Source organism: Hydrogenophaga sp. T2 (assembly GCF_049843535.1).
GTDB classification, from domain to species: domain Bacteria; phylum Pseudomonadota; class Gammaproteobacteria; order Burkholderiales; family Burkholderiaceae_C; genus Hydrogenophaga; species Hydrogenophaga crocea.
This window is the reverse complement of sequence record NZ_JBBHZJ010000010.1, coordinates 63,524-89,102: the sequence shown is the minus strand read 5'-3', so window position 1 is coordinate 89,102 and position 25,579 is coordinate 63,524. Positions and strand designations below refer to the sequence as shown.

The window sequence follows — 25,579 nt, the reverse complement described above, 5'->3', positions numbered from 1 at the left end:
ACCCCCCATGACGCTCTCCCGCACCCGAAAAATCCTCTACTGGACCGTGCCCGTGCTGCTCGTGGCGGGCCTGGCGCTCGGCGTGCTGCGCGCGCTCGACAAGCGCGCCACCAAGGCCGAACAGGCCCGCAGCGCCGCGCAGGCCCTGCAGACCGCCCCGGTGTACGAGATCGGTGCGGCCGATGTGGTGCGCGTGCGCACGCTCGCGCTGCAGCAGACGGCCAGCGTCTCGGGCTCGATCAAGGCGCTGCAGACGGTGGCGATCAAGGCGCGCGTGGCCGGCGAGGTGCAGGGCCTGAACAAGCGCGAGGGCGACAGCGTGGCCGCGGGCGAGGTGGTGGCGCGCATCGACCCCACCGAATCGCAGGCGCGCGTGCGCCAGGCCGAGCAGCAGGCCGAATCGGCGCTGGCGCAGGTGCGCATCGCCCAACGCACGCAGAGCAACAACCAGGCGCTGGTGCAGCAGGGCTTCATCTCGGGCACCGCGCTCGAGACTTCGCAGGCCAACCTGGCCGCGGCCGAGGCCAACCACCGCGCCGCCATGGCCGCGCTCGACATCGCGCGCAAGGGCCTGGGCGACACCGTGCTGCGCTCGCCCATCGCGGGCCAGATCGCGGCGCGCGCGGTGCAGAACGGCGAGCGCGTGGGCCTGGACGCGCGCGTGGTCGACGTGGTCGACCTCTCGGCCTTCGAGATGGAGGCCGCGCTCAGCCCGGCCGACGCCGCCGCCGTGCGGGTGGGCCAGAAGGCCCGCCTGCAGGTGGAAGGCCTGAGCCAGCCGGTGGACGCGGGCGTCGTGCGCATCAACCCCAGCGTGCAGCCCGGCAGCCGCAGCGTGCTGGTCTACCTGCGCCTGCCCGCGGTGGCCGGCATGCGCCAGGGCCTGTTCGCGCGCGGCGAGATCGTGGCCGGCAGCCAGCAGGCGCTGGCGGTGCCGGCGTCGGCGGTGCGCAACGACCGCCCCGCGCCCTACGTGCAGGTGGTGCGCGAAGGCGTGGTGCGCCACGTGCCCCTGCCCGAGGGCGGTGCGCCGCGCGGTCTGCTCGACGGCGTGCCGCAGCAGGCCGTGCCCATGCTGACCGAAGGCGAGGTGGTGCTGGGCGCCACCGCGGGCGCGATCCGCGACGGCACGCGCGTGAAGCTCGCCGCCGCGGCGAACTGACGGCCAGGGCCCGCACACCATGTGGTTCACCCAGGTCTCGCTGCGCAACCCGGTCTTCGCGACCATGGTGATGCTGGCCTTCGTGGTGCTCGGTGCCTTCTCGTACCAGCGGCTGCAGGTCGACCAGTTCCCCAACATCGATTTCCCGGTGGTGGTCGTCACCACCACCTACCCCGGCGCCTCGCCCGAGATCGTCGAGAGCGAGGTCACCAAGAAGGTCGAAGAGGCCGTCAATGCCATCGCGGGCGTGAACACGCTCAGCTCGCGCAGCTACGAAGGCACCTCGGTGGTGATCATCGAGTTCCAGCTCACGGTCGACGGCCGCAAGGCCGCCGACGACGTGCGCGAGCGCATCGGCATCCTGCGGCCCACGCTGCGCGACGAGGTCGACGAGCCGCGCGTGCTGCGCTTCGACCCCGCGAGCCGCGCGATCTGGTCGGTGGCCGTGGTGCCCGCGGCCACCGAGGGCCGCAAGCTCTCGCCCGTGGAGCTCACCACCTGGTCCGAGCAGGTGCTCAAGAAGCGGCTCGAGAACGTGCGCGGCGTGGGCGCGGTGAACCTGGTGGGCGCCACGCGGCGCGCCATCAACATCGAGCTCGACCCGGTGGCCATGCAGGCCCTGGGCGTGACGCCCGAGCAGGTGAACGCCGCGCTGCGCAGCGAGAACCAGGACCTGCCCGTGGGCACGCTCAAGACCGGCGAGGCCGAGCGCGTGGTGCAGGTGCTCTCGCGCGCGCAGAACCCGCGCGATTTCGAGAACATCATCGTGGGCCGCCGCGGCGGCTCGCCGGTGAAGCTGGGCCAGGTCGCGCGCGTGGGCGACGGCACGCAGGAGGTGGAAAGCCTCGCGCTCTACAACGGCGAGCGCACCCTGCTGCTGCAGGTGCAGAAATCGCAGGACGAAAACACCATCGCGGTGGTCGACGGCCTGAACGCCGCGCTCAAGGCCGTGCAGGCCGAGCTGCCGCCGGGCGTGAAACTCGAACCCATCGCCGACGGCTCGCGGCCGATCCGCGTGTCGGTGCAGAACGTGCGGCAGACGCTGATCGAGGGCGCGCTGCTCACGGTGCTCATCGTGTTCCTGTTCCTCAACTCCTGGCGCTCCACCGTCATCACCGGGCTCACGCTGCCCATCGCGGTGATCGGCACCTTCTTCTTCATGAACCTGCTCGGGTTCACCATCAACATGATCACGCTGATGGCGCTCACGCTGTCGGTGGGCCTGCTGATCGACGACGCCATCGTGGTGCGCGAGAACATCGTGCGCCACGTGCAGATGGGCAAGGGCCCCTACCAGGCGGCCATGGACGGCACGAAGGAGATCGGCCTCGCGGTGCTCGCCACCACGCTGTCCATCGTGGCGGTGTTCCTGCCCATCGGCTTCATGGGCGGCATCATCGGCAAGTTCTTCCACGAATTCGGCATCACCATGGTCGCGGCCGTGCTGATCTCGATGTTCGTGAGCTTCACGCTCGACCCCATGCTCTCGTCGGTGTGGCACGACCCGGCCATCGACGCCCACGGCAAGCCCCCGGGCAACAGCCTGTACGACCGCACCCTGGGCCGTGTCACCCACTGGTTCGACCGCTTCCAGGACGACCTCGCCGAGGGCTACCAGGCCACGCTGCGCTGGTCGCTCAAGCACAAGCTCGCCACGCTGCTGCTGGCGATCGCCACCTTCATCGCCAGCGTGTTCATGCTGCCGCTGCTGGGCACCGAATTCGTGCCCAAGGCCGATTTCTCCGAAACCTCGATCAGCTTCAACACGCCCGTGGGCTCCTCGCTGCAGGCCACCGAGGCCAAGGCGCGCGAGGTCGAGGCCATCCTGCGCGAGTTCCCCGAGGTGCGCTACACGCTCACCACCATCAACACGGGCAACGCGCAGGGGCCCATGTACGCGAGCATCTACGTGCGCCTGGTGGACCGCAAGGAACGCTCGCGCAACGCCGACGCCATGTCGGCCCTGCTGCGCGAGCGGCTGCGCCGCGTGGCGGGCATCACCGTCACCCACGTGGGCCTGCTCGATTCGGTGGGCGGCAACAAGCAGATCGAGTTTTCGCTGCAGGGCGACGACCTCGGCGAGCTCGAGCGCTTGAGCCGTGTGGTGCGCGAGAAGCTCGAGCCCATCGTGGGCCTGGTCGACCTCGACGCCAGCGTCAAGCCCAACAAGCCCACGGTGGACGTGGTGCTCAACCGCGAGCTCGCGTCCGACGCGGGCCTGACCACGGGCGCCGTGGGCAGTGCGCTGCGCACCCTGGTGGCCGGCACCACGGTGGGCAACTGGCGCGCGCAGAACGGCGAGACCTACGACGTGATCGTGCGCCTGGCGCCCGAGGCGCGCCAGCGCACGCAAGACCTGGCGCAGTTGCCGCTCAACCTGGCCGCGGCGGCGGACGGCAGCGCGCGCACCGTGCCGCTGTCGCAGGTGGCGCGCATCGTCGACACCACCGGCCCGAACCAGATCAACCGCAAGAACCTCAACCGCGAGGTGGCCTTCAACGCCAACGTGTACGGCCGCTCGGCCGGCGAGGTCACGGCCGACATGCGCGCCGCGCTCGACGGCATCGCCCTGCCCCCGGGCTACCGCTACGAGTTCGGCGGCTCCACCAAGAACATGCAGGAGTCGTTCGGTTATGCGCTGTCGGCGCTGGCGCTGGCCATCATCTTCATCTACATGATCCTGGCCAGCCAGTTCCAGAGCTTCCTGCAGCCGCTCTCGCTCATGACCTCGCTGCCGCTCACGCTGATCGGCGTGGTGCTGGCGCTGCTCATGTTCGGCTCCACCATGAGCATGTTCTCCATCATCGGCATCGTGCTGCTCATGGGCCTGGTGACCAAGAACGCCATCCTGCTGGTCGACTTCGCGATCCGCGCGCGCGAGGGCCGCGCGGGCGGTCCGCCGCTGCCGCGCGACGAGGCCCTGCTGCTGGCGGCCAAGGTGCGGCTGCGCCCCATCCTCATGACCACGCTGGCCATGGTCTTCGGCATGGTGCCGCTGGCCTTCGCGCTCACCGAGGGCTCGGAGCAGCGCGCGCCCATGGGCCAGGCGGTGATCGGCGGCGTCATCACCTCCTCGCTGCTCACGCTGGTGGTGGTGCCCGTGGTCTACAGCTACATCGACGATTTCACCGCCTGGCTGCGCCGCAAGGCCGGCCTGCCCCCCGCGCAGCCCGCCGCCCCGGCGCCGGCCGACGCGGCCTCCTAGAATTTGAAGGTTTTGCCGAACCCCCACTGGAGAACCCCATGACCACCGCGTTGAGCCTGGAACAGGCCCGTTTCAACATGATCGAGCAGCAGGTCCGCCCCTGGGAGGTGCTCGACGCCCGCGTGCTCGAACTGCTGGGCAGCGTGCGCCGCGAAGACTTCGTGCCCGCCGCACAGCGCGCCCTGGCCTTCGCCGACCTGGAGCTGCCGCTGGACCATCCCGCCGTGGAAGGCCGCTGCATGCTGGCCCCGCGCGTGCAGGCCCGCCTGGTGCAGGACCTGGGCCTGCAACCCACCGACAAGGTGCTCGAGATCGGCACCGGCAGCGGCTACACCGCCGCCCTCATGGCCAGCCTGGCGCAGCAGGTGCTTTCGCTCGAGATCGACCCGGCCACCGCCGAACGCGCGCGCGCCAACCTGCAGCGCGCGGGCCTGCGCAACGTGGATGTGCGCGCCGCCGACGCCACCGCCAACGGCTTCGCGGCCTGCCGCAGCGGCGCCCCCTTCGACGCCATCCTGCTGGGCGGCTCGGTGGCCGAAGTGCCGGCGGACCTGCTCGAACTGCTGGCCCCGGGCGGCCGCCTGATCGCCATCACCGGCGGCGAGCCCGTGATGCGCGCCACCCTCATCACGCGCACCGGCCCGTCCTCGTTCCGCACCGAGCAGCCCTGGGACACCGTGGCCGCGCGCCTGCAGAACTTCCCCGAGCCCTCGCGCTTCCGTTTCTGAGCCCCACCCCATGCAGGCCATCACCCCCGCCCAGATCGACGACTGGGTTCGCCAGCACAGCGCCGACGGCGCCGCCCTTCCGGTGGTGCTCGACGTGCGCGAAGCCTGGGAACTGCAGACCGCCAGCGTCACGCCGCAGGGCTTCGAGCTCGTGCACATGCCCATGCAGACCATCCCCGCGCGCCTGGCCGAACTCGACCCCGAGCGCCCGATCGCCTGCCTGTGCCACCACGGCGGGCGCAGCGCCCAGGTCACGCACTTCCTGATGAACCAGGGCTTCAGCCGGGTCGTCAACGTGCACGGCGGCATCGAGCGCTGGTCGCACGAGCGCGATCCCTCGGTGCCGCGGTATTAATCGAAACGCGCCCTGCGCCAAGGACCTGCCCATGACCCGAATCGCCCCCCGTGCGCGCCCGCTGGCCGTGGCCCTGCTGCTGGCCCTCGCGTCGGCCGCCCAGGCCCAGAGCCTGGCCGAACTGTTCGAAGCCGCGCGCGGCTACGACGCCACCTACCTCGCGGCACGCTCGCAGTACGAAGCCAACCTCGCGCAGGCCGCGCAGGCCCGCGCCGGGCTGCTGCCGCAGGTGGGGCTGGGCGCCGGGGCGAACTGGGCCAACCGCGACAGCAGCGCCAACGCGCTCGACGGCACCAGCAACAACCAGAACGTCACGCTCTCGGCCAGCCAGCCGCTCTACCGCCCGGCCAACCGGCTCGCGAACGAGCAGGCCCAGCGCTCGATCGACATCTCGCAGGCCCAGCTCACCCAGGCCGAACAAAGCCTGATCCTGCGCACCTCGCAGGCCTACTTCGACGTGCTCGCCGCGCAGGACACGCTGACCTTCGTGCGTGCGCAGAAAACCGCCGTGGCCGAGCAGCTCGCCGCGGCGCGCCGCAACTTCGAGGTCGGCACCGCCACCGTGACCGACGCGCGTGAGGCCCAGGCCCGCGCCGACCTGGTGAACGCGCAGGAGATCGCGGCCGAGAACGACCTGCGCGTCAAGCGCCTGGCGCTCGACCAGCTCGTGGGCCGCGGTGGCGTGGTGCCGCGCCCGCTGGCCGCGCCCGTGGTGCTGCCGCCGCTGCAGCCAGCCGACCCGCAGGCCTGGATCGAACGCCTGGGCGAGAACCACCCCAGCGTGCTGCAGGCGCGCCGCAACCTCGAGATCGCGCAGCTCGAAACCCAGCGCGCCGAGGCCGGCCACAAGCCCACGGTGGATCTCGTGGGCCAGTACCAGGTGGCGCGCGCGCCCTCGGGCGTGCAGGGCATTCCGGGCTACGTGCGCAACAACACCGCCAGCGTGGGCGTGCAGCTCAACCTGCCGCTGTTCGCGGGCTTCTCGGTGCAGAACCGCGTGAAGCAGACCCTCGCCCTCGAAGAAAAAGCCCGCGCCGACCTCGAAGCCGCGCGCCGCGGCGTCGACCTGAACACGCGCAGCGCGTTTTTCGGCGTGGTCTCGGGCCAGGGGCAGGTGAAGGCGCTCGAAGCGGCCGAGGCCTCGAGCCAGAGCGCGCTCGAAGCCAACCAGCTCGGCTACCAGGTGGGCGTGCGCATCAACATCGACGTGCTGAATGCGCAGAGCCAGCTGTTCCAGACCAAGCGCGACCTGGCCCAGGCGCGCTACAACGTGCTGCTGGGCTCGCTGCGCCTGCGCCAGGCCAGCGGCGACCTCACGCCGGCCGACCTGCAGGCCATCGACGCGCTGCTGGCGCGCTGAGCCCGATACACTCCCCCCCTGTTCCGCGGGCCCTCACAGGCGCCCTGACCCCGTATTTCACCTGCAGGAGATGACGTGCAAGCCGTCAACGTGCTGTGCATCAAATGGGGCCGCAAGTACGGCCCCGAATACGTCAACAAGCTCCACAGCATGGTGTCGCGGCACCTGCACCGGCCCTTCCGCTTCGTCTGCCTCACCGACGACGGCACCGGCATAGCCCCGGGCATCGAGGTCAAGCCGATCCCCGCCGTGGGCTTCGACGAATTCGACCAGCGCAAGCCCTGGACCTTCGGCCACGGCTGGCTCAAGCTCACGAGCTTTGCCGACCCGCTCTACGACCTCACCGGCCCCACCCTCTTCCTCGACCTCGACATCGTCATCGTCGACAGCCTCGACCCCTTCTTCGACCTGCCGGGCGAGTTCGTGGTCATCAAGGAATGGGACAAGCAGGACGGCACGGGCAACACCTCGTGCTACCGCTACACCATCGGCGCCCACACCGACGCGCTCGAGCACCTCAAGCAGGGCTACCCGCAGTCCATCGCCGACGTGCGCAACGAGCAGGAATACATCACCGGCTTCCTGGGCCGCCAGGGCAAGGTGAGCTACTGGCCCGAAGGCTGGTGCGTGAGCTTCAAGCGCCACTGCATGCACCGCGGCCTCATGGGCTGGTTCAAGGCGCCCGAGATCCCGCCCGGCGCACGCATCATCGCTTTCCATGGCAAACCCAACCCGCCCGATGCCATCGCCGGCGTGAGCGGCAAGTGGTACCGGCGCGTGCTGCCCACGGCGTGGGTGGCCGAACACTGGCGTTGAACACGAGCCCGCGCGCCACCGCGCCGTTGCGGGCCTACCGCGGCCTGATGCGCGCGCTCACGCTGCCGCTGCTGGGCTGGTTGTGGTGGCGCGGCCGGCGCGAACCGGCCTACCGGGAGCGCCTGCGCGAGCGCCTGGGCTTCATCCCCGTCGATCCCACGCCCATGGGCGGTCTGTGGCTGCATGCGGCCTCGGTCGGCGAGGTCCAGGCCGCGCGTCCGCTCATCGAAGCCCTGCTGCGCGACTGGCCCGCGCACAGCCTCGTCGTCAGCACCCAGACGCCCACCGGCGCGGCCGCATTGCGCGCCGCCTGGGGCGATCGCATCACCCACCGCTACGCGCCGCTGGACACGCCGGGCGCGGTGTGCCGCTTCCTCGACCGGCTGCGGCCGCAGGCGCTGATCCTGATCGAGCGCGAACTCTGGCCGCAGTGGCTGTTCGCCTGCGCCGAACGCGCCCTGCCCGTCGTGCTCGTGAATGCCCGCCTCACCGAAGCCTCGGCCGCGCGCTACCAGCGCTGGCAGGCGCTCATGGCGCACGCCTGGTCCGGCCTGCGCGTGGCCGCCGCCGACGAGGCCACGGCCGCCCGCTTCGTCGCGCTCGGTGTGGCGGCCGAGCGCGTGGCCGTGGCCGGCAACCTCAAGTTCGACCTCGCGGCCGGCGGCGACGAACGCCCGCTGCCCCCCGACCTGCAAGGCCGCCGCCTGGTGGTGGCCGGCAGCACGCACGAGGGCGACGAGACCGCCTGGCTCGCGGCCTGGCCCGCCATCCACGCGCGCCACCCCGACGCGGTGCTGGTGCTGGTGCCGCGCCACCCGCAGCGCTTCGACGCCGTGTCGCAGGCGCTGGCGCGCGCGAGCTGGCCGCACGCGCGCCGCAGCCGTGGCGAGGCGCTGCAGCCCGGCCAGCACGTGCTGCTCGCCGACACCATGGGCGAGCTCATGTTCTGGTACCGCCACGCGGCGCTGTGCTTCGTGGGCGGCACGCTCGCACCCGTGGGCGGCCACAACCCGCTCGAGCCGCTCTCGCTCGGCCAGCCCGTGCTGTTCGGCCCCCACACCCACAACGCGCCCGCGCTGTTCGACGAAGCCGCGCAGCGCGGCGCCGCACTGCGCGTGGCCGACGCGTCCGCGCTCGAAGCCGCAGTGGCGCAGGCGCTCTCGTTCCCCGAGACCTGGGCCCGCCGCGGCCAGGCCGCGCTCGCGCTCATGGCCGACCACCGCGGCGCCACCCAGCGCTGCCTGCAGGCGCTGCACGCCGCCACCGGGCCGGTGAAGCCGCAGCGGCTGGTCCCCATCGAACACCGCACCGATGCCGACGGCCGCACCGTGTGGTTCGACCCGGCGCGCAGCGCCGCGCTCGCGCCCGCCGACTTCCTGCCCGCGCCCGCCGCCGAGCGCCTGGCCACCGGCAGCGGCCGCGGCCAGGCCGCGCTGGTGCCCGCGGCCGCGGGCCCCTACGTGTTGCGCCACTACCGGCGCGGCGGCCTGGTGGCGCGCCTGAGCGATGACCGCTTCGTGCGCGAACCCCTGGCCAGGGGCCGCGCGCTGCGCGAGTTCGCGCTGCTGCGCCTGATGCGCAGCTGGGACCTGCCCGTGCCCGCGCCCGTGGCCGCGCTGCACCGCCCGCACGGCCTGGTCTACAGCGCCGACATCGCCGTGGCCTGGCTGCCGGACACGCGCAACCTGGTGCAATGCCTGCGCGAGGCCCGGCCCACGCCCGCACAGTGGGCCGCGCTGGGCCAGGCCATCCGCCGCCTGCACGAGCGCCAGGTGTTCCACGCCGACCTCAATGCCCACAACCTGCTGCTCGGTGCGCAGGACAGCGCCTGGGTGGTCGACTTCGACAAATGCGCCGTGCGTGCCGGCAGTGGCTGGAAGGCCGCCAACCTCGCGCGGCTTCAACGCTCGCTGCGCAAGGAGGCGCAGCGGCAAACCCCTTTCCACTGGCACGAGGCCGACTGGGCCTTGCTGCTGGCGGCCTACGAACCAGCCCCCGCGAGCGAGCGCCCATGAGCCTGGCCCACACGCTGAACACCGGCGCCTTCAAAGGCGCTCAGGCCGGCCTCGTGCTGGTTTTCTTCGCGTTCCCGATGTCGGTCGCACTGGCCAACGTGGCGCTGCTGCTCACGCTGCTGCTGTGGGCGCTGTCGCTCGGGGGCGCCGACTCGCGCGCGGCGCTGCGAGAGGCCTTTCGCAACCCGCTGGTGGGGCCCGCGCTCGCGCTGTTCGCCTGGATCGTGATCGCCGTGGCCTGGTCGCCCGCCGACCGCGAGGGCGTGACAGGCTTCGTGCAGAAGTACCTCAAGTTCGCGATGATCCCGGTCTTCATCGCGCTGCTGCAAGACGCGCGCGTGCGCCGGCGCTGCTGGCAGGCCTTTGCGGTCGCGCTGTTGTTCACGCTGGCCGTGACCTGGCTCAACGTGTGGTTCGACTTCTCGTGGACACGCACGCACAACCAGGGTTTCGGCGGCGACCACACGGTGTTCAAGGACTACATCTCGCAGGGGCTGATGATGAGCGTGTTCGCCTCCCTGTGCGCGTTCTGGGCCACGGACAGGCAGGCGGGCTGGCGCCGTGCCGGCCTGATCCTGCTGTGGGCCGCCGCGTCGGCCAGCATCCTCGTGCTCTTGGCGGGCCGCACGGGTTACCTCGCCTGGGCCGCCTCCACCGCGGTGTTCGCCCTGGTGCTGGCGGCCGCGCGCTCACGCTGGGTGGTGATCGCCACCCTGGTGGGCGTGGGCGCGCTGTTCGCTGCCGCGGTCACGTCGCCGGTGCTGCTGGACCGCTGGCAGGGCGCGGTCAACGAGGCCGCCAATGCCGGCAACGGGCCCGTCACCTCGATCGGGGCACGCGTGCAGATGATCCGCTTCGTGCTGGAGCGTGCGGCGGATGCCCCGCTGCTCGGCCACGGCACGGCCTCTTACCCCGTGGGCGCGAAGCAGCACTTCACCGCGCCCGGCTATTGCGAGGTGGTCTGCCCGCACCCGCACAACCAGTTCCTGTTCTTCCTCTACGAGCAGGGCGCGATCGGCCTGCTGCTTTTCCTGGCCTTCATCGCGGTGATCGTGCGCGAGGCCTGGCGGCACGAGCCGCGGCGGCGCGCCCTGGCGCTGGCCTTCGTGGCCACGTTGTGCGCCGCCTGCGTGAGCCACAGCTCGTTCTGGCTCTCCACCGAGAACCACTGCCTGATCCTCATGAGCGCGCTGGTCATGGCCAGCCTGATCGCGCGCCGGGCGCGCGCACCGGAGCCCGGCCCGTGAAGCGCCTCACCATCGCCTTCCACTCGAACCAGCTCTCGCTGCGCGGCACCGAGGTGGCGCTGTACGACTACGCCGAAGGCGCCGAGGCGCAGCTCGGCCACCGCAGCGTGGTGCTGTACCCGGCGAACGCCGCACACAACGACCCGCAGGCGATCGCCAAGTTCGCGCGCCGCTTCGAGCTGATCGCCTACCCGGACCGCGACGCGCTCGACGGCCTGCTGCAGCGCTGCGGCGCCGACCTGCTGTACGCGATCAAGGCCGGCCGGCCCGACGGCCTGCTCTCGCTCGCGGTGCCGACCATGGTGCACGCGGTCTTCCCGAGCGCGCCGCGGCAGGCGCACGGCGCGTCCTATGCCTTCATTTCCGACTGGCTCAGCGAGCGCTGCTCGCGCGGCCACATCCCCGCGGTGCCGCACATCGTCGCCCTGCCCGCCGAAGACGGTGACCTGCGCGCCGAGCTCGGCATTCCCGCCGAGGCCACGGTGCTGGGTTGCCACGGCGGCGCGCAGAGCTTCGACGTGCCCTGTGCGATCGAGGCCGTGCGCCGCGCGCTGCAGGAACAGCCCGGCACCTGGTTCGTGTTCCTCAACATCGCGCGCTTCGTGGACCACCCGCGCGCGGTGTTCCTGCCCGGCACCGGCGACCTGCAACGCAAGACGCGCTTCATCAACACCTGCGACGCCATGCTGCACGCGCGGCTGCAGGGCGAATCGTTCGGGCTCGCGTGCGGCGAGTTCTCGGTGCGCAACAAGCCCGTGCTGACCTATGCGCGCAGCAAGCACCGCCACCACATCGCCGTGCTCGGCGACGCGGGCTGGCCCTACGCGAGCGCCGACGAGCTGCTGCGGCGCATCGCCACGTTTGACCGCGCGGCGGTGCGCGCCGGCCAATGGGACCGCTACACCCCGCTCTACAACCCGCAGCGCGTGATGGCGCTGTTCGACCAGCACCTGATCCAGCCCGCGCTGCGCAACCCCGACCGCCGACGGCCACAGCTGCCCACCGGCTGGCGCGACACCCTGGCCTACTGGGGGCTCAAGCTCGAGATGAAGTTCGCGGGCTGACGCGCCCGCGCGGCGCATCAGCGCTGGGCCAGCGGGCGTTCGCCGTCGTGCGGGTCGTAGCGCAGCGCCGCGTAACGGAAGAAGGTCTCGAGCGCGATGAACAGCGCATAGAGAAAGCCCGGCCCGCCGCACAGGAAGGCGCGCTGGAACAGGTACACGCGCAGGAACACGAGCTGGCCCATCACGAGGCCGCGCCACACGCCACCCTTCTTGCCCTGTTGCGCGCGCTTGGCCGCGCCCAGCTGCACGTACTGCGCGAGCTTGCGCAGGCTGCCGTACACCGTGGGCCGCGAGTGGTGCCGCAGCCGCGCGCGAAAGCCGCGCACCGGCACCGCATGCCGCAGCACCGGCGCTTCGTGCACCACGCCCTCGAAGCGCTCGAGCGTGGCGCGGCGGAACAGGCGCTGGATGCCGCCGCGCGGCTTCATGCGCGTGAGCGCGCGGCCGAAGGCGACCTCGTCCCACCAGACGCGCCAGGCCGCGTCCTCGCCTGAAGCCACGGCGGCCTCGATCTCCGCCTGCAACGCGGGCGTGATCTCTTCGTCGGCGTCGAGGAAGAACACGAAGTCGGTGTCGAGGTGCATCAGGGCGCGCGTGCGCTGCACCGCGAAGCCCTGCCACTCGGTGTAGAGCTCCACGCGCGCGCCCAGGCGGCGCGCGATCTCGCGCGTGCCGTCGTCGCTGCCGCTGTCGATCACCACCACGCGGTCGGCGAAGGCCGCGCTGCGCAGGCAGGCCTCGATGCGCTGCGCCTCGTTGAGCGTGAGCACCGCGATGCCCAGCGTGGGCCGTTTGCCCGCGTCAGCCATGCGGCCTCCAGCGCACCAGCCCCATCCAGCGCCCCGCCATGCGCGCGAGCAGCCGCGGCGACCACGCAATGGCGCGGAACGGCAATGCCACCGTGGTGCCCAGCAGCACGCGCCAGCGCTGGCGCCGCGCCTGCGCGGGCGAGCGGTGCTTGGTGGTGTAGATCAGCTTCGATTGCGCGTGGTGGTAGCCACGCAGGTACTCGCTCTTCCAGGGCGTCTTGCCCTTGACCGAGCCGCGCGCGCGGTGCACCGCGGCCACCGCGGGCCAGACCACGATGGGCCGGTGCGCCTGGAACAGGCGCAGGCAGAGGTCGTCGTCTTCGTAGTAGAGGAAAAAGTCTTCGTCGAAGAAGCCCACGCCCTCGAAGCGCTCGAGCCGGAACAGCATGGCCGCACCCACCACGAAGCCCACGCAGGCGGGCGCCTCGGCGCCCGGACCGCGCGAGCCCCAGAGCGTGCTGGGCCAGCGGTAGTTCACGTCGGGGCGGCCCGGCGCGCCTTCGAGCTGCGGCGCCACGATGGCCGCCTCGGGCCAGGCATCGGCCGCGCGCACGAGCTCGCGCAGGCCGTCGGGCGTGACCTCGCAGTCGGGGTTGAGCAGGAAGGCAAAGGGCGTCTTGGCCTGCGCAATCGCGCGGTTGTTCGCGGTGCCGAAGCCCAGGTTGCGGCCGTGCTCGAGCACCACCGCCTGCGGCCAGCGCGCGCGCACCTGCGCGGGCGTGCCGTCGCTGCTGCCGTTGTCCGACACCACGATGTGCGGGCAGTGCGCGAGCAGGCCGTGCAGCGCGTCCAGGCAGTGCGCGCTGTGGTAGGTGACCAGCACCACGGTCACCCGCTGCAGCGGATCGTCGAGTGCCACGGTGTTCAATGCGCGCTCGCGCCGATCACCGCGTCGGGCTTGGCCTGCTTGAGCAGGGCCAGCATGGCGGCCTCGATGCGGTGCAGCGCCTCGGGCGTGTGGCCTTCGAAGCGCAGCACCAGCACCGGCGTGGTGTTGGAGGCGCGGATCAGGCCGAAACCATCGGGCCAGTCCACGCGCACGCCGTCGATGGTGGACACCTTGGCCGGCGCGTCGAAACGCGCGAGCGCCACGAGCTTTTGCACCACCGCGTGCGGCTCGCCCTCGGCGCAGGCCACGTTGAGCTCGGGCGTGCTGTGGCTGGTGGGCAGGGCGTTGAGCACGGCGCTGGCGTCGGGGTGGCGGCTCAGGATCTCGAGCAGGCGCGCACCCGCGTAGGTGCCGTCGTCGAAGCCGAACCAGCGTTCCTTGAAAAAGATGTGGCCGCTCATCTCGCCGCCGAGCGGGCTGTCGAGTTCCTTCATGCGCGCCTTGATCAGCGAGTGGCCGGTCTTGTAGATGTGGGGCACGCCGCCCGCGGCCTCGATCGCGGGGCCCAGGCGCTGCGAGCACTTCACGTCGTAAATGATGTTGCCGCCCGGCACGCGCGAGAGCACGTCCTGCGCGAACAGCACCATCTGGCGGTCGGGGAAGATGTTGTTGCCTTCCTTGGTGACGATGCCCAGCCGGTCGCCGTCGCCGTCGAAGGCCAGGCCGAGCTCGGCGTCGGTCTCGGCCAGGGTGCGGATCACGTCGCGCAGGTTCTCGGGCTTGCTCGGATCGGGGTGGTGGTTGGGGAAGTGGCCATCGACCTCGCTGAACAGTTCGATGACCTCGCAGCCCAGCGCGCGGAACAGCGCGGGGGCCGAGGCGCCGGCCACGCCGTTGCCGCTGTCGACCACGATCTTCATGGGCCGCGCGAGCTTCACGTCGCCCACGATGCGCGCGCGGTACGGCGCTTCCACGTTGACGTTGCGCACCCGGCCGCCCTCGGCGCGCACGCCGCCGTCGGTCTCGATGAGGCGGCGCAGCGCCTGGATGTCCTCACCGTAGATGGCGCGGCCGCCCAGGACCATCTTGAAGCCGTTGTAGTCCTTGGGGTTGTGGCTGCCCGTGACCTGGATGCCGCTGTGGCACAGCGTGGCGGCCGCGAAGTACAGCATGGGCGTGGTCACCACGCCGACGTCGATCACATCGATGCCGGCCGCCACCAGGCCGCGGATCAGCGCCGCCGACAGCGCCGGCCCGCTCAGGCGGCCGTCGCGGCCCACGGCCACGGTGCGCTCGCCCTGGCGCTGCGCGACCGTGCCGAACGCCAGACCCAGGGCCTCGGCCACGCACTCGTCGAGCGTGCTCGGCACGACACCGCGGACGTCGTAGGCCTTGAAGATGGAGGCGGACACTTGCATGCAGGGGCTCCCGAGGACGGTTGGTCAAAGCCGGCATTGTAGGAAGCCGCCACGGCGCATCCGTCACAGGATCATGTCCGGAAACGGCGAGTCGGCCCCTGCCGTCTGGCCTACCATGGCCCCATGGACGCCCCCCAAGCCCTCGACGACGACGCCCGCTACCTCGCGCTGTGCACGCGCGACGCGCGCTTCGACGGCCGGTTCTTCACGGGCGTCACGTCCACCGGCATCTATTGCCGGCCGGTGTGTTCGGTTCGCACACCGCGGCGCGGCAACTGCCGCTTCTTCGAGTTCGCGGCCCAGGCCGAGCGCGCGGGCTTCCGGCCCTGCCTGCGTTGCCGGCCCGAGCTCGCGCCGCAGTCGCGCACCTGGAGCACGCAGGACGCGGCCGAGCTGCTGGTGCAGCACGCGAGCCGCCTGCTCGACGACCCCGCGCAATGGGCCGGCGAAGACGGCCCGGCCATGCAGCGCCTGGCCGAACGCCTGGGCGTGAGCGACCGCCACCTGCGCCGCGTGTTCGAGGCCCGGCTGGGCGTGTCGCCGCTGCAGGTGCTGCACACGCGCCGCCTGCTCGCGGCCAAACAGTTGCTCACCGACACCGCCTTGCCCATCACGGCCGTGGCCCAGGCCAGCGGGTTCTCGAGCCTGCGCCGCTTCAACGCCGCGCTGCAGGAGCGTTACGGCCTGAGCCCCACGGCCATGCGCCGCAGCGGCACGCCCGATGCGGGCAGCCGCGCCGTGGCCCTGGGCTGGCGGCCACCGCTCGATGTGGACGCGCTGCTGGCCTTCCTGGGCGCGCGCCTGCTGCCTGGCGTGGATGCGATCGACCCCGCGGGCCGGCGCTACTGGCGCACGCTGCGCCTGCACACCGCCACCGGCGCGCACAGCGGCTGGTTCGGCCTGCGCTTCGAGCCCGAGCGCCACCGCGTGTGGCTGCACGCGAGCGACGGCCTGCTGCCCGCGCTGCCCACGCTGCTGTGGCGCGTGCGCGCGCTGTGCGATCTCGACGCCGACCCGCACGCCATCGACGCCGTGCTGGGCCACCACTTTCCCGGCGGCAGCGGCCTGCGCGTGCCGGGTGCCATCGACGGCTTCGAGCTCGCGGTGCGCGCGGTGCTGGGCCAGCAGGTCACGGTGGCCGCGGCGCGCACGCTCGCGGGCCGGCTGGTGGCGGCGTTCGGCGAGCCCATCGCCACACCCGACGCGGCACTCAACCGCCTGTTCCCCACACCCCAGGCCCTGGTCGAGGCCACGCCCGATGCGCTGGGCGCGCTGGGCATCGTGCGCCAGCGGCAGGCGGCCATCCAGGCGCTGGCGCGCGCGGTCGCCCACGGCACGCTCGACCTCGGCCCGCACGCCAACGTGACGGCCACCACGCAGGCGCTCACCGCGCTGCCCGGCATCGGCCCCTGGACCGCGCAGTACATCGCCATGCGCGCGCTGCGCTGGCCCGACGCCTGGCCCGCGGCCGACGTGGCCCTGCACCACACGCTGGGCCTGAGCGGCACGCCGCGCGAGCGCGAACGCGCCTGCGACACCCTGGCCCAGGCCTGGAAACCCTGGCGCAGCTATGCCGTGCTGCGCGCCTGGGCCGGCCTGTACGCAGCCGTTCCCCCATCGGCACCGGACACCCCCATATGAAACTGCCCACCACCCTGCACCGCTCCGACCTGGCCACGCCGCTGGGGCCCTTGCGCCTGGCCGCCACCGGGCACGCCCTGGTCGGCGTGTGGTTCCACGACCAGCGCCACGCGCCCGACCCCGCGCTGGTGGCGCAGTGGCGGCCCGATGCGCAGCACCCCGTGCTGCGCGAGGCCGCGGCCCAGCTGCGCGACTACTTCGCCGCGCGGCGCGACAGCTTCGAGCTGCCGCTCGACCTGTCCTTCGGCACGCCGTTCCAGCGCTCGGTGTGGCGCGCGCTGCTCGACATCCCCGCTGGCCAGACCCTGAGCTACGGCGCGCTCGCGCAGCGCCTGAACGCGCCGGCCGCGGTGCGCGCCGTGGGCGCGGCCGTGGGCCGCAACCCGCTGAGCATCGTGGTGCCCTGCCACCGCGTGCTGGGCGCGGGCGGCGCGCTCACCGGCTATGCTGGCGGGCTGCCCCGCAAGCAGGCGCTGCTGCAGCGCGAAGCCGGGGCCCAAGCCATCGCCCTGCTCGCATGACCCCTTTGCTGCTGCTCGAATTCGCCGTGCTGGGCGCGCTCTGGGGCGCGTCCTTCCTGTTCATGCGCCTGGGCGCGGCCGAGTTCGGGCCGGTGGCCACCGCGGGCCTGCGCGTGGGCATCGCCGCGCTGTGCCTGTTGCCGGTGTTCCTGCGTGCCGCGGTGTGGGCCGATTTCCGCGCGCGCTGGCGGCCCATCCTGCTCGTGGGCGTGCTCAATTCGGGCCTGCCCTTTCTGCTGTTCTCGTTCGCGGTGCTGCACATCCCCACGGGCGTGTCGGCCATCCTCAACGCCACCGTGCCGCTCACGGGCGCGCTGGTGGCCTGGCTGTGGCTGAAAGACCGGCCGGGCGGCTCGCGCGTGCTGGGCCTGGCGATCGGCTTCGTGGGCGTGACGCTGCTGGTGCTGGGCAAGTCGGGCGTGGACGCGCGCGGCATGGCCACGGCGGGCGGCCACGCGCTGTCGCTCGCGGCCATGGGCGCCTGCCTGCTGGCCACCACGTGCTACGGCATCGCGGCGAGTTTCACCAAGCGCTACCTCACGGGTGTGCAGCCGCTGGCCTCGGCCACGGGCAGCCAGATCGGCGCCTCGCTGGCGCTGGCCGGGCCGGCCGCTTGGTGGTGGCCGGCCACCGCGCCGAGTGCGGGCGCGTGGGGGGCCATCGTGGCGCTGGCGGTGCTGTGCACCTCGATCGCCTACATCCTCTACTTCCGCATCATCGAGCGCGCCGGGCCGGCCAAGGCCCTGACCGTGACCTTCCTGATCCCGGTGTTCGCGCTGCTCTACGGCGCCCTGTTCCTGGGCGAGCAGGTGAGCGCGTGGATGGTGGTGTGCGGCGCGGTGATCCTGTGCGGCACGGCGCTGTCCACGGGGCTGGTAAAGGTGGGGGCGCTCGAGCGGCGGCGCTGAGGCCGATGGAGCGGGTGCCTGTGCGCAGGCGCCATTCGCGGTTGCCTCAGAGCCAGCGCACCAACCAAGGCGTTGACACAAAGGTGCATGCACCCCAGCTGCCGCCGCCCGCGAGCACGCCGGAGCACGGGCACCCGCTCCAGCGGCCCTGAGGAAACCCACCGTCAGAAATGCAGAAAGGCCCTCCGAAGAGGGCCCCGAACTCACGCCACCGCCACTTCCGGTGACTGCGTTCGCATCTGCAGGTGGGCCAGCGCGGCCTCCACCTGGTCGACCAGCACCAGGCACAGATCGCCCGGCTGCAGCCGCTCCAGCGCGGTGTCGATGGCCTTGAACTCGCCCTGGATCTCCAGCACGTCGTGCGCCCGCTTCGCGCCCTTGAGGCCGTCGCGCAGCAGCGCGATCACCTCGCCGTCGGCGCGGCCGCGCTGGCACGCGTCCTGGTACAGGATGACCTCGTCGAAGGCCGCGCCCAGGATCTGCGTCTGCTCGCGGATGTCCTGGTCGCGGCGGTCGCCCGCGCCGCTGATCACCACGGAACGGCGCTGCGCCGGCAGCGCCTCCACGGCCTGCACCAGCGCGCGCATCGCGTCGGGGTTGTGGCCGTAGTCGGCGATCACGGTGGCGCCGCGGTAGTCCATGACGTTGAAGCGGCCCGGCGCGTTGTGCGCGTCGTTGTGGAAGGTGGCCAGGCCGCGGCGGATCGCGTCCCACGACAGGCCGGCGCCCCAGGCCGCAGCGATCGCGGCCATCACGTTCTCGACCTGGAAGCCGATCTGGCCGTTGCGCGTGATGGGGATGGCGCTGAGCGCGAAGCGCTCGGCCATCTCGCCCTGCTCCACCACCACGTCGCCCTGGTCCACGTAGACCACGCGGCGGCCCTGGGCGCGGTGCGTGGCCATCACGGGCTGCGCGCGGTCCTGGGCGAAGTAGATCACCTGGCCCGGGCAGTTGTGGATCATCTCGGCCACGATCGGGTCGGCCGCGTTGAGCACCGCGAAACCGTTCTCGGCCACGTTCTGCACGATCACGCGCTTGAGCACCGCGAGGTCTTCGACCGTGGTGATGTAGTTCAGGCCCAGGTGGTCGCCCGCGCCCACGTTGGTCACCACGGCCACCTGGCAGCGGTCGAAGCCCAGGCCCTCGCGCAGCACGCCGCCGCGCGCGGTCTCGAACACGGCGGCATCGACGTCGGGGTGCATGAGCACGTTGCGCGCGCTGCGCGGGCCGCTGCAGTCGCCGCTGTCGGTCTGGCGGCCGTTCACGTACACGCCGTCGGTGTTGGTCATGCCCACGCGCAGGCCGCTGGCCGCGATCAGGTGGGCGATGAGGCGCACCGTGGTGGTCTTGCCGTTGGTGCCGGTGACCGCCACCACGGGAATGCGGCCGTCGCCGCCGTTGGGGAACATGTCGTCGATCACGGCCTTGCCGACGTCGCGCGCATGGCCGAACGAGGGCGAGAGGTGCATGCGCAGGCCCGGGGCCGCGTTCACCTCGACCACGCCACCGGCCTGGTCTTCGAGCGGGCGCAGCAGGGTCTCGCACACCACGTCCACGCCGCAGATGTCGAGGCCGATCATCTGCGCGGCCGCGATCGCGCGCGCGGCCACGTCGGGGTGCACGTCGTCGGTCACGTCGGTGGCGGTGCCGCCGGTGCTCAGGTTGGCGTTGCTGCGCAACACCACGCGGCGGCCCTTGTCGGGCACGCTGTCGGGCTGCAGGCCCTGCGCGGTGAGCGTGGCGCGCGCGATGTCGTCGAAGCGGATTTTGGTGAGCGAGGTGGCGTGGCCGTCGCCGCGGCGCGGGTCGGCGTTGACGATGTCGACCAGCTGCTGCACGGTGTGCTGGCCATCGCCGATGACCTGCGGCGGGTCGCGGCGCGAGGCCGCGACCAGGCGGTTGCCCACCACCAGCAGGCGGTAGTCGCGGCCCGGCAGGAAGCGCTCGACCAGCACGTCGCCGATGGCGGCGGCCGTGTGGTACGCGGCCTCGAGCTGCTTGCGCGTGGTCACGTTCACCGTGACGCCCTTGCCCTGGTTACCGTCGCGCGGTTTGAGCACCACGGGCAGGCCGACCTCGATCGCCGCGGCCCAGGCGTCGTCCACATCGGTCACGGGGCGGCCCAGGGGCACGGGCACGCCCGCGGCCAGCAGCAGCCGCTTGGTGAGTTCCTTGTCCTGCGCGATGGATTCGGCCACGGCGCTGGTGCGGTCGACCTCGGCGGCCTGGATGCGGCGCGCCTTGCTGCCCCAGCCGAACTGCACCAGGCTGCCGGTGGTGAGGCGGCGAAACGGAATGCCGCGCGCCACGGCGGCGTTGACGATGGAGCCGGTGCTCGGGCCCAGGCGCTCGTCTTCGTCGAGTTCGCGCAGCTCGGCGAGCGCAGCGGTGACGTCGAAGGCGCGGCGTTCGAGCACGGCCTGGATCAGCTCGCTCGCGAGCGCGAGCGCGCGGCGGCCCACGGCCTCTTCGCTGTACTGCACCACCACCTGGTACACGCCGCGCTCCACCGTGGCCGCGGTGCGGCTGAAGGTGACGGGGCAGCCGGCCTGCGCCTGCAGCGTCAGCGTGACGGCCTCGAGCACGTGGGCCAGCGACAGCGGCCCGCCTGTGCTGCGCAGCGCGCCGAGGTGCGGAAACTGGTCGCGCAGCCGCGGCTCGAAGCCGGCAAGACCCGAGATGGCACGTTCGTTGTCCTCGCAGCGCACCACGGTTTCGATCGCGGTGTGGCGGGACCAGAGATTGGGGCCGCGCAGGGCCCGGGTGCGGGTGAGTTCCATGTCAGGCGCTCTTGATGGCAACAGGAAGGGAGGAAGCCGTGTCGTCGACACCCGGCAGGGGCACACGCGGCGGAAAGACCAGCGGCACTTCGCGCGCAAAGGTCTGCAGGCCGGCCGCCATGAGCTCGGGCGAAATGCCCAGCGCCCACGCGGTGGCGAACGAGGCGAGCAGCACGTGCGTCTGCTCTTCGGAAGCAATGCCGGCCGCGGCCAGCGACACGCCGTCGAGCGCGACCACGACCTGCTCGCGCTGGCCGTCGCCGAGCACGATGTGGCCGTTGCGCACGAACACCGCACGGCGGCACTGCGAGAGGTGCTCGCTCATCACGGGCAATTCGGGGTCTTCGGCGTAGAAGATCACGTCACCGTCGCACAGCGGGGCCATTTCGGCCACCACGGTGTCGGCCGCGTTGAGCACGGCGACACCGTCGGACAGCACCACGTCGACCTGGGTGCGCAGCACCTTGAAGATCTGATCGGCCTCGCGGATGTGGAAGGCTTCGAGCGCGGCGCTGCCGTGCGCGTCGGTCACCACGCCCACCTGGCAGCGGTCGTAGGCCAGGCCTTCGGACACGATGGTGAGCGGGCCGTTTTCGAACACCGCGGCCTGCACGCCGCGGTTCATCAGCAGGCGGCGCGCGGCCTTGGCCTGCGAAAAGTCGCCCTGCTGCAGCGGCCGGCGGCCCACGAACAGGCCGGCGCGGCAGGCCAGGCCCACCTGCGGGCCGCCCAGGTGCGCGAGCCAGGCCACCAGGCGCGCGATGCCGGTGGTGCCGCGGCTGCCGGCCACGCCCACCACGGGGATGCGGCCCGAATCGTCGGCCGCGAACAGGTGGTCGACGATGGCCTTGCCCACGGGGCGCGGACTGCCCACCGCGGGCTTGAGGTGCATGAGCAGGCCGGGGCCGGCGTTGACCTCGACGATGGCGCCGCCCTGCTCGGCCAGCGGGCGCGAAATGTCTTGCGCCACGAGGTCCACGCCCGCGATGTCCAGCCCGATCACCTTCGCGGCCAGCGCGGCCGCGTGCGCGACCTCGGGGTGCACGTCGTCGGTGCAGTCGATCGCGTGGTTGCCGTTGCGCATGATCAGCACGCGCTCGCCCGCGGCGGGCACGCTCTCGGGCGTCTTGCCCTGGCGCTGCAGCTCCACCGCCACGGCCGGGTATTCCTCGAGGCGGATGGCGTTGAGCGGGAAGTCTTCGTTGAGACCGCGGCGCGGGTCGCTGTTGATCTGGCTCGCGATCAGGTCGAGCACGTTGCTCTTGCCGTCGCCGGTCACCCAGGCTTCGTCGCCGCGCGTGGCGGCCACGAGCTTGCCGCCCACGATCAGCAGGCGGTGCTCGAAGCCGCGAATGAAGCGCTCGACCATCACGCCGCTGCCTTCGGCGTCGGCCACGGCGTAGGCGGCCTCGACGTCTTCCTGGCGCGTGAGCTCGAGCGAGACGCCGCGGCCGTGGTTGGCGTCGGTGGGCTTGACCACCACCGGCAGGCCCAGGTCCTGTGCGGCTTCCCAGGCGGCCTGCGCGCTGTCGACCACCTGGCCTTCGGGCACGGGCACGCCGCAGGCGGCGAGCAGGTCCTTGGACAGGTCCTTGTCGCTCGCGATGCTTTCGGCGATGGCGCTGGTGCGGTCGGTCTCGGCGGTCCAGATGCGGCGCTGGCGCTCGCCATAGCCCAGCTGCACCAGGTTGCCGTCGTTGAGGCGGATGTGCGGGATGCGGCGGCCGGTGGCGGCGTCGACGATGGCCGCGGTGCTCGGGCCCAGGCAGAGGTCGTCGACCAGTTCGCGCAGTTCCTCGACCGCGGCCTTCACGTCGAAGGGCTGGTCGTTGATGGCGGCCATGAGCAGTTCGTGGCCCATGGCCAGGGCGCGGCGCGCCACCTGCTCGTCGCGGGCGCGGAACACCATCTTGTAGACGCCGCGCACCGGCGTGCTGCGGGTCTGGCCGAAGCCGGTCTGCATGCCGGCCATGTTCTGCAGCTCGATCACCACGTGCTCGAGGATGTGGCCGGCCCAGGTGCCTTCGCGCAGGCGCAGCAGGAAGCCGCCGCGCTCACCCACGCCGCAGTGGTGCTCGATGAGGCCGGGCAGCCAGGCCATGAGGCGCTCGGTCAGGCCGGGCAGCAGGTTCGAGGGGAAATCTTCGAGCTCGCCGATGTCGAGCCAGCTCTCCAGGACCGGGCGGTAGGTCCAGATGTTGGGGCCGCCGAGGTAGCTGACGCGCAGCAAGCGTATGGGACTTTTCATGGTGTCGATTCAACAGCCGGCAATGGATTCATCACCCGTGCGATGTCAGTTCAAGGACAATGCCGGTCGACCCGCGCCACCGCGCCTGGCGCAACCGGACCGAATCGCAATCAATGAATTCATCATCACCCGCATCCGCCTCTCAGATCAGCGCCGCGCAGCCGCCTTGGTGGGACGATCTGCAAACCCGGCTATTGGCCAATGAAAAACCGCTGGCCTGGCTGACGATTGATCTCGATTGGCAACTCAAGTTTTCGGCCGGGGTTCTGGTGCTGACCAATCAACGGCTGTTGAGTTGGACATCCACGGGGACCGACGCCGGCTGGTCCGCTAGGCCCCTGGGGGACATATTGTGCTTGAAGCACGGCGATCATGCAGGGGTTGGAACCCTGAGCGCGCACGACAATGTGCAACGTGTTGCAATCTGGCGCTTCACCGTGGCGCAGAACCCACGCGCCCTGCGTTTGCTTAATGAATTCGAACGGCTTAAATCGCCGGCGCCGCTGGAGGAAAACCCAGGGGCGCCACGCATTTGCGAAACCTGTGGCGCCGATTTGTCGCCAAACAGCGACGCTTTAATGCAATCCGATTTGTCGCCGATTGGCGACGAATGCGCCCAATGCGCGCGCGAATTGCATACCCCACCGTCGACCTGGGTTTTGTTGCGGCTGTGGCGCTTCGCCCGGCCCTACCGCGGCCAGCTGCTGCTGGGCTTTTTGCTCACGCTGGCCTCGACCGCGGCGACCCTGGTGCCGCCCTACCTGACCATGCCGCTGATGGACGAGGTGCTGATCCCGTTCCAGAACGGCCAGCGCATCGACCCGGCGCAGGTGGGCTGGCTGCTCAGCGGCCTGCTGGGCGCCGCGCTGCTGGCCTGGGGCCTGGGCTGGGCCCGCACTTACGTGCTCTCGCTGGTGTCCGAGCGCATCGGCGCCGACCTGCGCACCGCCACCTTCGAGCACCTGCTCGAACTCTCGCTCGAGTACTTCGGCGGCAAGCGCACCGGCGACCTCATGGCGCGCATCGGCTCCGAGACCGACCGCATCTGCGTCTTCCTGTCGCTGCACGCGCTCGACTTCGCCACCGACGTGCTGATGCTGGTGATGACCGCCACCATCCTGTTCAGCATCAACCCCTGGCTGGCACTGGCCACGCTGGTGCCGCTGCCCTTCATCGCCTGGATGATCCACCTGGTGCGCGACCGGCTGCGCACCGGCTTCGAGAAGATCGACCGCGTCTGGTCGGACGTGACCAACGTGCTCGCCGACACGATTCCGGGCATCCGCGTGGTCAAGGCCTTCGCCCAGGAAAAGCGCGAGGCCGCGCGCTTTCGCGACGCCAACCGCTACAACCTGCAGGTCAACGACAAGCTCAACAAGACCTGGTCGCTGTTCACGCCCACGGTCACACTGCTCACCGAACTGGGCCTGCTGGTGGTGTGGGCCTTCGGCATCTGGCAGGTGTCGCAGAACCACATCACCGTGGGCGTGCTCACCGCCTTCCTGGCCTACATCGGCCGCTTCTACGGCCGGCTCGACTCCATGAGCCGCATCGTCTCGGTGACGCAGAAGGCCGCGGCCGGCGCCAAGCGCATCTTCGACATCCTCGACCACGTCTCCAACGTGCCCGAGCCCGCCAACCCGGTGCACAAGCCGCGCGTCGAAGGCGGCATCGAGCTGCGCGACGTGAGCTTTCGCTACGGCAACCGCTCGGTGATCCGCGGCATGAACCTGCAGATCCGCCCGGGCGAGATGATCGGCCTGGTGGGTCACAGCGGCTCGGGCAAGAGCACGCTGGTCAACCTGATCTGCCGCTTCTACGACGTCAGCAGCGGCAGCATCCGCGTGGACGGCAGCGACGTGCGCCAGTACGCGGTGGCCGACTACCGCCGCCACATCGGCCTGGTGCTGCAGGAACCCTTCCTGTTCTTCGGCACCATCGCCGAGAACATCGCCTACGGCAAGCCCGACGCCACGCGCGCAGAAATCGTGGCCGCGGCGCGCGCCGCGCACGCGCACGAATTCATCCTGCGGCTGCCGCAGGGCTACGACTCGCTGGTGGGCGAGCGCGGCCAGGGCCTGTCGGGCGGCGAGCGCCAGCGCATCAGCATCGCGCGCGCGCTGCTGATCGACCCGCGCATCCTGATCCTCGACGAAGCCACGTCCAGCGTGGACACCGAGACCGAGAAGGAAATCCAGAAGGCGCTCGACAACCTGGTGGCCGGCCGCACCACCATCGCCATCGCCCACCGCCTGTCCACGCTGCGCAAGGCCGACCGCCTGGTGGTGATGGACCGCGGCGAGGTGGTGGAGGTGGGCCCGCACGACGAACTGATGGCCCGGGAAGGCGCCTATTGGCGGCTCTACATGGCGCAGCTGCGCAACGTGGACACCGAGGACGCCCCGAGCCTCGCGGGCAGCCTGCCCAACCCCACCGCCCACGGCGCCACCGCCGGCACCGACTGACCCTGAAG

The 25,579-nt window shown here is 71.5% G+C and carries 18 protein-coding genes; 13 read left to right on the top strand and 5 right to left on the bottom strand.

The window, feature by feature from the left end; genetic code table 11:
- Nucleotides 1-7 precede the first annotated feature (7 nt).
- From WDZ95_RS20490 to WDZ95_RS20450, 9 genes are all read left to right on the top strand, one after another.
- A complete protein-coding gene (locus WDZ95_RS20490; RefSeq protein WP_425781231.1) occupies nucleotides 8-1,162 on the top strand; it encodes an efflux RND transporter periplasmic adaptor subunit in 1,155 nt (384 codons plus the stop codon).
- Between the two features lie 19 nt (nucleotides 1,163-1,181).
- Nucleotides 1,182-4,367: an efflux RND transporter permease subunit gene (locus WDZ95_RS20485; protein ID WP_425781229.1), complete on the top strand. Its 3,186-nt coding sequence runs from the start codon at nucleotides 1,182-1,184 to the stop codon at nucleotides 4,365-4,367.
- A 38-nt stretch (nucleotides 4,368-4,405) separates the two neighbouring features.
- Nucleotides 4,406-5,095 carry a protein-L-isoaspartate O-methyltransferase family protein gene (locus WDZ95_RS20480; protein ID WP_425781227.1) on the top strand — a complete coding sequence of 230 codons (690 nt, stop codon included), beginning with the start codon at nucleotides 4,406-4,408 and terminating at the stop codon, nucleotides 5,093-5,095.
- Between the two features lie 10 nt (nucleotides 5,096-5,105).
- The gene (locus WDZ95_RS20475) at nucleotides 5,106-5,450 is read left to right on the top strand and encodes a rhodanese-like domain-containing protein (RefSeq protein WP_205710709.1); all 345 of its coding nucleotides are present in this window, start codon (nucleotides 5,106-5,108) and stop codon (nucleotides 5,448-5,450) included.
- A gap of 31 nt (nucleotides 5,451-5,481) precedes the next feature.
- Nucleotides 5,482-6,810 (top strand): TolC family outer membrane protein, encoded by a 1,329-nt coding sequence (locus WDZ95_RS20470; protein ID WP_425781224.1) that lies wholly within the window; start codon nucleotides 5,482-5,484, stop codon nucleotides 6,808-6,810.
- A gap of 75 nt (nucleotides 6,811-6,885) precedes the next feature.
- Nucleotides 6,886-7,626, top strand: a complete 741-nt coding sequence (locus WDZ95_RS20465) for a glycosyltransferase (RefSeq protein ID WP_425781222.1) — start codon at nucleotides 6,886-6,888, stop codon at nucleotides 7,624-7,626.
- Entirely contained in the window at nucleotides 7,623-9,641 is a 2,019-nt protein-coding gene (locus WDZ95_RS20460; protein WP_425781221.1) for a 3-deoxy-D-manno-octulosonic acid kinase, read from the top strand. The genes WDZ95_RS20465 and WDZ95_RS20460 overlap by 4 nt, the downstream gene beginning before the upstream one ends.
- The gene (locus WDZ95_RS20455; protein WP_425781219.1) at nucleotides 9,638-10,888 is read left to right on the top strand and encodes an O-antigen ligase family protein; all 1,251 of its coding nucleotides are present in this window, start codon (nucleotides 9,638-9,640) and stop codon (nucleotides 10,886-10,888) included. The genes WDZ95_RS20460 and WDZ95_RS20455 overlap by 4 nt, the downstream gene beginning before the upstream one ends.
- Complete coding sequence (locus WDZ95_RS20450) at nucleotides 10,885-11,952, top strand: hypothetical protein (RefSeq protein WP_425781217.1); 1,068 nt, start codon at nucleotides 10,885-10,887, stop codon at nucleotides 11,950-11,952. Before WDZ95_RS20455 ends, WDZ95_RS20450 begins: the two co-directional genes overlap by 4 nt.
- A gap of 17 nt (nucleotides 11,953-11,969) precedes the next feature.
- Here WDZ95_RS20450 and WDZ95_RS20445 read toward each other — a convergent pair whose 3' ends face one another.
- From WDZ95_RS20445 to WDZ95_RS20435, 3 genes are read right to left on the bottom strand one after another with little or no spacing between them, the layout of a single operon-like run.
- Nucleotides 11,970-12,761 carry a glycosyltransferase family 2 protein gene (locus WDZ95_RS20445; protein WP_425781215.1) on the bottom strand — a complete coding sequence of 264 codons (792 nt, stop codon included), beginning with the start codon at nucleotides 12,759-12,761 and terminating at the stop codon, nucleotides 11,970-11,972.
- Complete coding sequence (locus WDZ95_RS20440; RefSeq protein WP_425781414.1) at nucleotides 12,754-13,620, bottom strand: glycosyltransferase family 2 protein; 867 nt, start codon at nucleotides 13,618-13,620, stop codon at nucleotides 12,754-12,756. The genes WDZ95_RS20445 and WDZ95_RS20440 overlap by 8 nt, the downstream gene beginning before the upstream one ends.
- Nucleotides 13,621-13,625: 5 nt before the next feature.
- Entirely contained in the window at nucleotides 13,626-15,008 is a 1,383-nt protein-coding gene (locus tag WDZ95_RS20435) for a phosphomannomutase/phosphoglucomutase (protein ID WP_425781213.1), read from the bottom strand.
- 123 nt (nucleotides 15,009-15,131) lie between these two features.
- On the opposite strand from WDZ95_RS20435, the gene WDZ95_RS20430 reads away from it, so the two are divergent.
- Genes WDZ95_RS20430 through WDZ95_RS20420 form a run of 3 tightly spaced genes read left to right on the top strand, consistent with a single transcriptional unit; the run spans nucleotide 15,132 to nucleotide 18,078 of the window.
- Nucleotides 15,132-16,649 (top strand): DNA-3-methyladenine glycosylase 2 family protein, encoded by a 1,518-nt coding sequence (locus WDZ95_RS20430; protein WP_425781211.1) that lies wholly within the window; start codon nucleotides 15,132-15,134, stop codon nucleotides 16,647-16,649.
- Nucleotides 16,646-17,170, top strand: coding sequence for a methylated-DNA--[protein]-cysteine S-methyltransferase (locus WDZ95_RS20425; RefSeq protein ID WP_425781209.1), 525 nt, complete (start codon nucleotides 16,646-16,648; stop codon nucleotides 17,168-17,170). The genes WDZ95_RS20430 and WDZ95_RS20425 overlap by 4 nt, the downstream gene beginning before the upstream one ends.
- A complete protein-coding gene (locus tag WDZ95_RS20420) occupies nucleotides 17,167-18,078 on the top strand; it encodes a DMT family transporter (RefSeq protein WP_425781207.1) in 912 nt (303 codons plus the stop codon). Before WDZ95_RS20425 ends, WDZ95_RS20420 begins: the two co-directional genes overlap by 4 nt.
- A 203-nt stretch (nucleotides 18,079-18,281) precedes the next feature.
- Here the strand turns inward: WDZ95_RS20420 and cphA (WDZ95_RS20415) are convergent, their stop codons facing one another.
- Both cphA (WDZ95_RS20415) and cphA (WDZ95_RS20410) read right to left on the bottom strand, forming a co-directional pair.
- Nucleotides 18,282-20,858: a cyanophycin synthetase gene (gene cphA / locus WDZ95_RS20415; RefSeq protein WP_425781205.1), complete on the bottom strand. Its 2,577-nt coding sequence runs from the start codon at nucleotides 20,856-20,858 to the stop codon at nucleotides 18,282-18,284.
- 1 nt (nucleotide 20,859) lies between these two features.
- Complete coding sequence (gene cphA / locus WDZ95_RS20410) at nucleotides 20,860-23,106, bottom strand: cyanophycin synthetase (RefSeq protein WP_425781203.1); 2,247 nt, start codon at nucleotides 23,104-23,106, stop codon at nucleotides 20,860-20,862.
- Between the two features lie 113 nt (nucleotides 23,107-23,219).
- Here cphA (WDZ95_RS20410) and WDZ95_RS20405 point away from each other — a divergent pair, with 113 nt between their 5' ends.
- Complete coding sequence (locus WDZ95_RS20405) at nucleotides 23,220-25,571, top strand: ABC transporter ATP-binding protein (protein WP_425781201.1); 2,352 nt, start codon at nucleotides 23,220-23,222, stop codon at nucleotides 25,569-25,571.
- Nucleotides 25,572-25,579 lie beyond the last annotated feature (8 nt).

Excerpts from the sequence above, each read along its gene's own strand:
- WDZ95_RS20490 (WP_425781231.1), top strand. The coding sequence starts at position 8 with ATGACGCTCTCCCGCACCCGAAAAATCCTCTACTGGACCGTGCCCGTG.
- WDZ95_RS20485 (WP_425781229.1), top strand. The coding sequence starts at position 1,182 with ATGTGGTTCACCCAGGTCTCGCTGCGCAACCCGGTCTTCGCGACCATG.
- WDZ95_RS20480 (WP_425781227.1), top strand. The coding sequence starts at position 4,406 with ATGACCACCGCGTTGAGCCTGGAACAGGCCCGTTTCAACATGATCGAG.
- WDZ95_RS20475 (WP_205710709.1), top strand. The coding sequence starts at position 5,106 with ATGCAGGCCATCACCCCCGCCCAGATCGACGACTGGGTTCGCCAGCAC.
- WDZ95_RS20470 (WP_425781224.1), top strand. The coding sequence starts at position 5,482 with ATGACCCGAATCGCCCCCCGTGCGCGCCCGCTGGCCGTGGCCCTGCTG.
- WDZ95_RS20455 (WP_425781219.1), top strand. The coding sequence starts at position 9,638 with ATGAGCCTGGCCCACACGCTGAACACCGGCGCCTTCAAAGGCGCTCAG.
- WDZ95_RS20445 (WP_425781215.1), bottom strand. The coding sequence starts at position 12,761 with ATGGCTGACGCGGGCAAACGGCCCACGCTGGGCATCGCGGTGCTCACG.
- WDZ95_RS20435 (WP_425781213.1), bottom strand. The coding sequence starts at position 15,008 with ATGCAAGTGTCCGCCTCCATCTTCAAGGCCTACGACGTCCGCGGTGTC.
- WDZ95_RS20430 (WP_425781211.1), top strand. The coding sequence starts at position 15,132 with ATGGACGCCCCCCAAGCCCTCGACGACGACGCCCGCTACCTCGCGCTG.
- WDZ95_RS20425 (WP_425781209.1), top strand. The coding sequence starts at position 16,646 with ATGAAACTGCCCACCACCCTGCACCGCTCCGACCTGGCCACGCCGCTG.
- WDZ95_RS20420 (WP_425781207.1), top strand. The coding sequence starts at position 17,167 with ATGACCCCTTTGCTGCTGCTCGAATTCGCCGTGCTGGGCGCGCTCTGG.
- cphA (WP_425781205.1), bottom strand. The coding sequence starts at position 20,858 with ATGGAACTCACCCGCACCCGGGCCCTGCGCGGCCCCAATCTCTGGTCC.
- cphA (WP_425781203.1), bottom strand. The coding sequence starts at position 23,106 with ATGAAAAGTCCCATACGCTTGCTGCGCGTCAGCTACCTCGGCGGCCCC.
- WDZ95_RS20405 (WP_425781201.1), top strand. The coding sequence starts at position 23,220 with ATGAATTCATCATCACCCGCATCCGCCTCTCAGATCAGCGCCGCGCAG.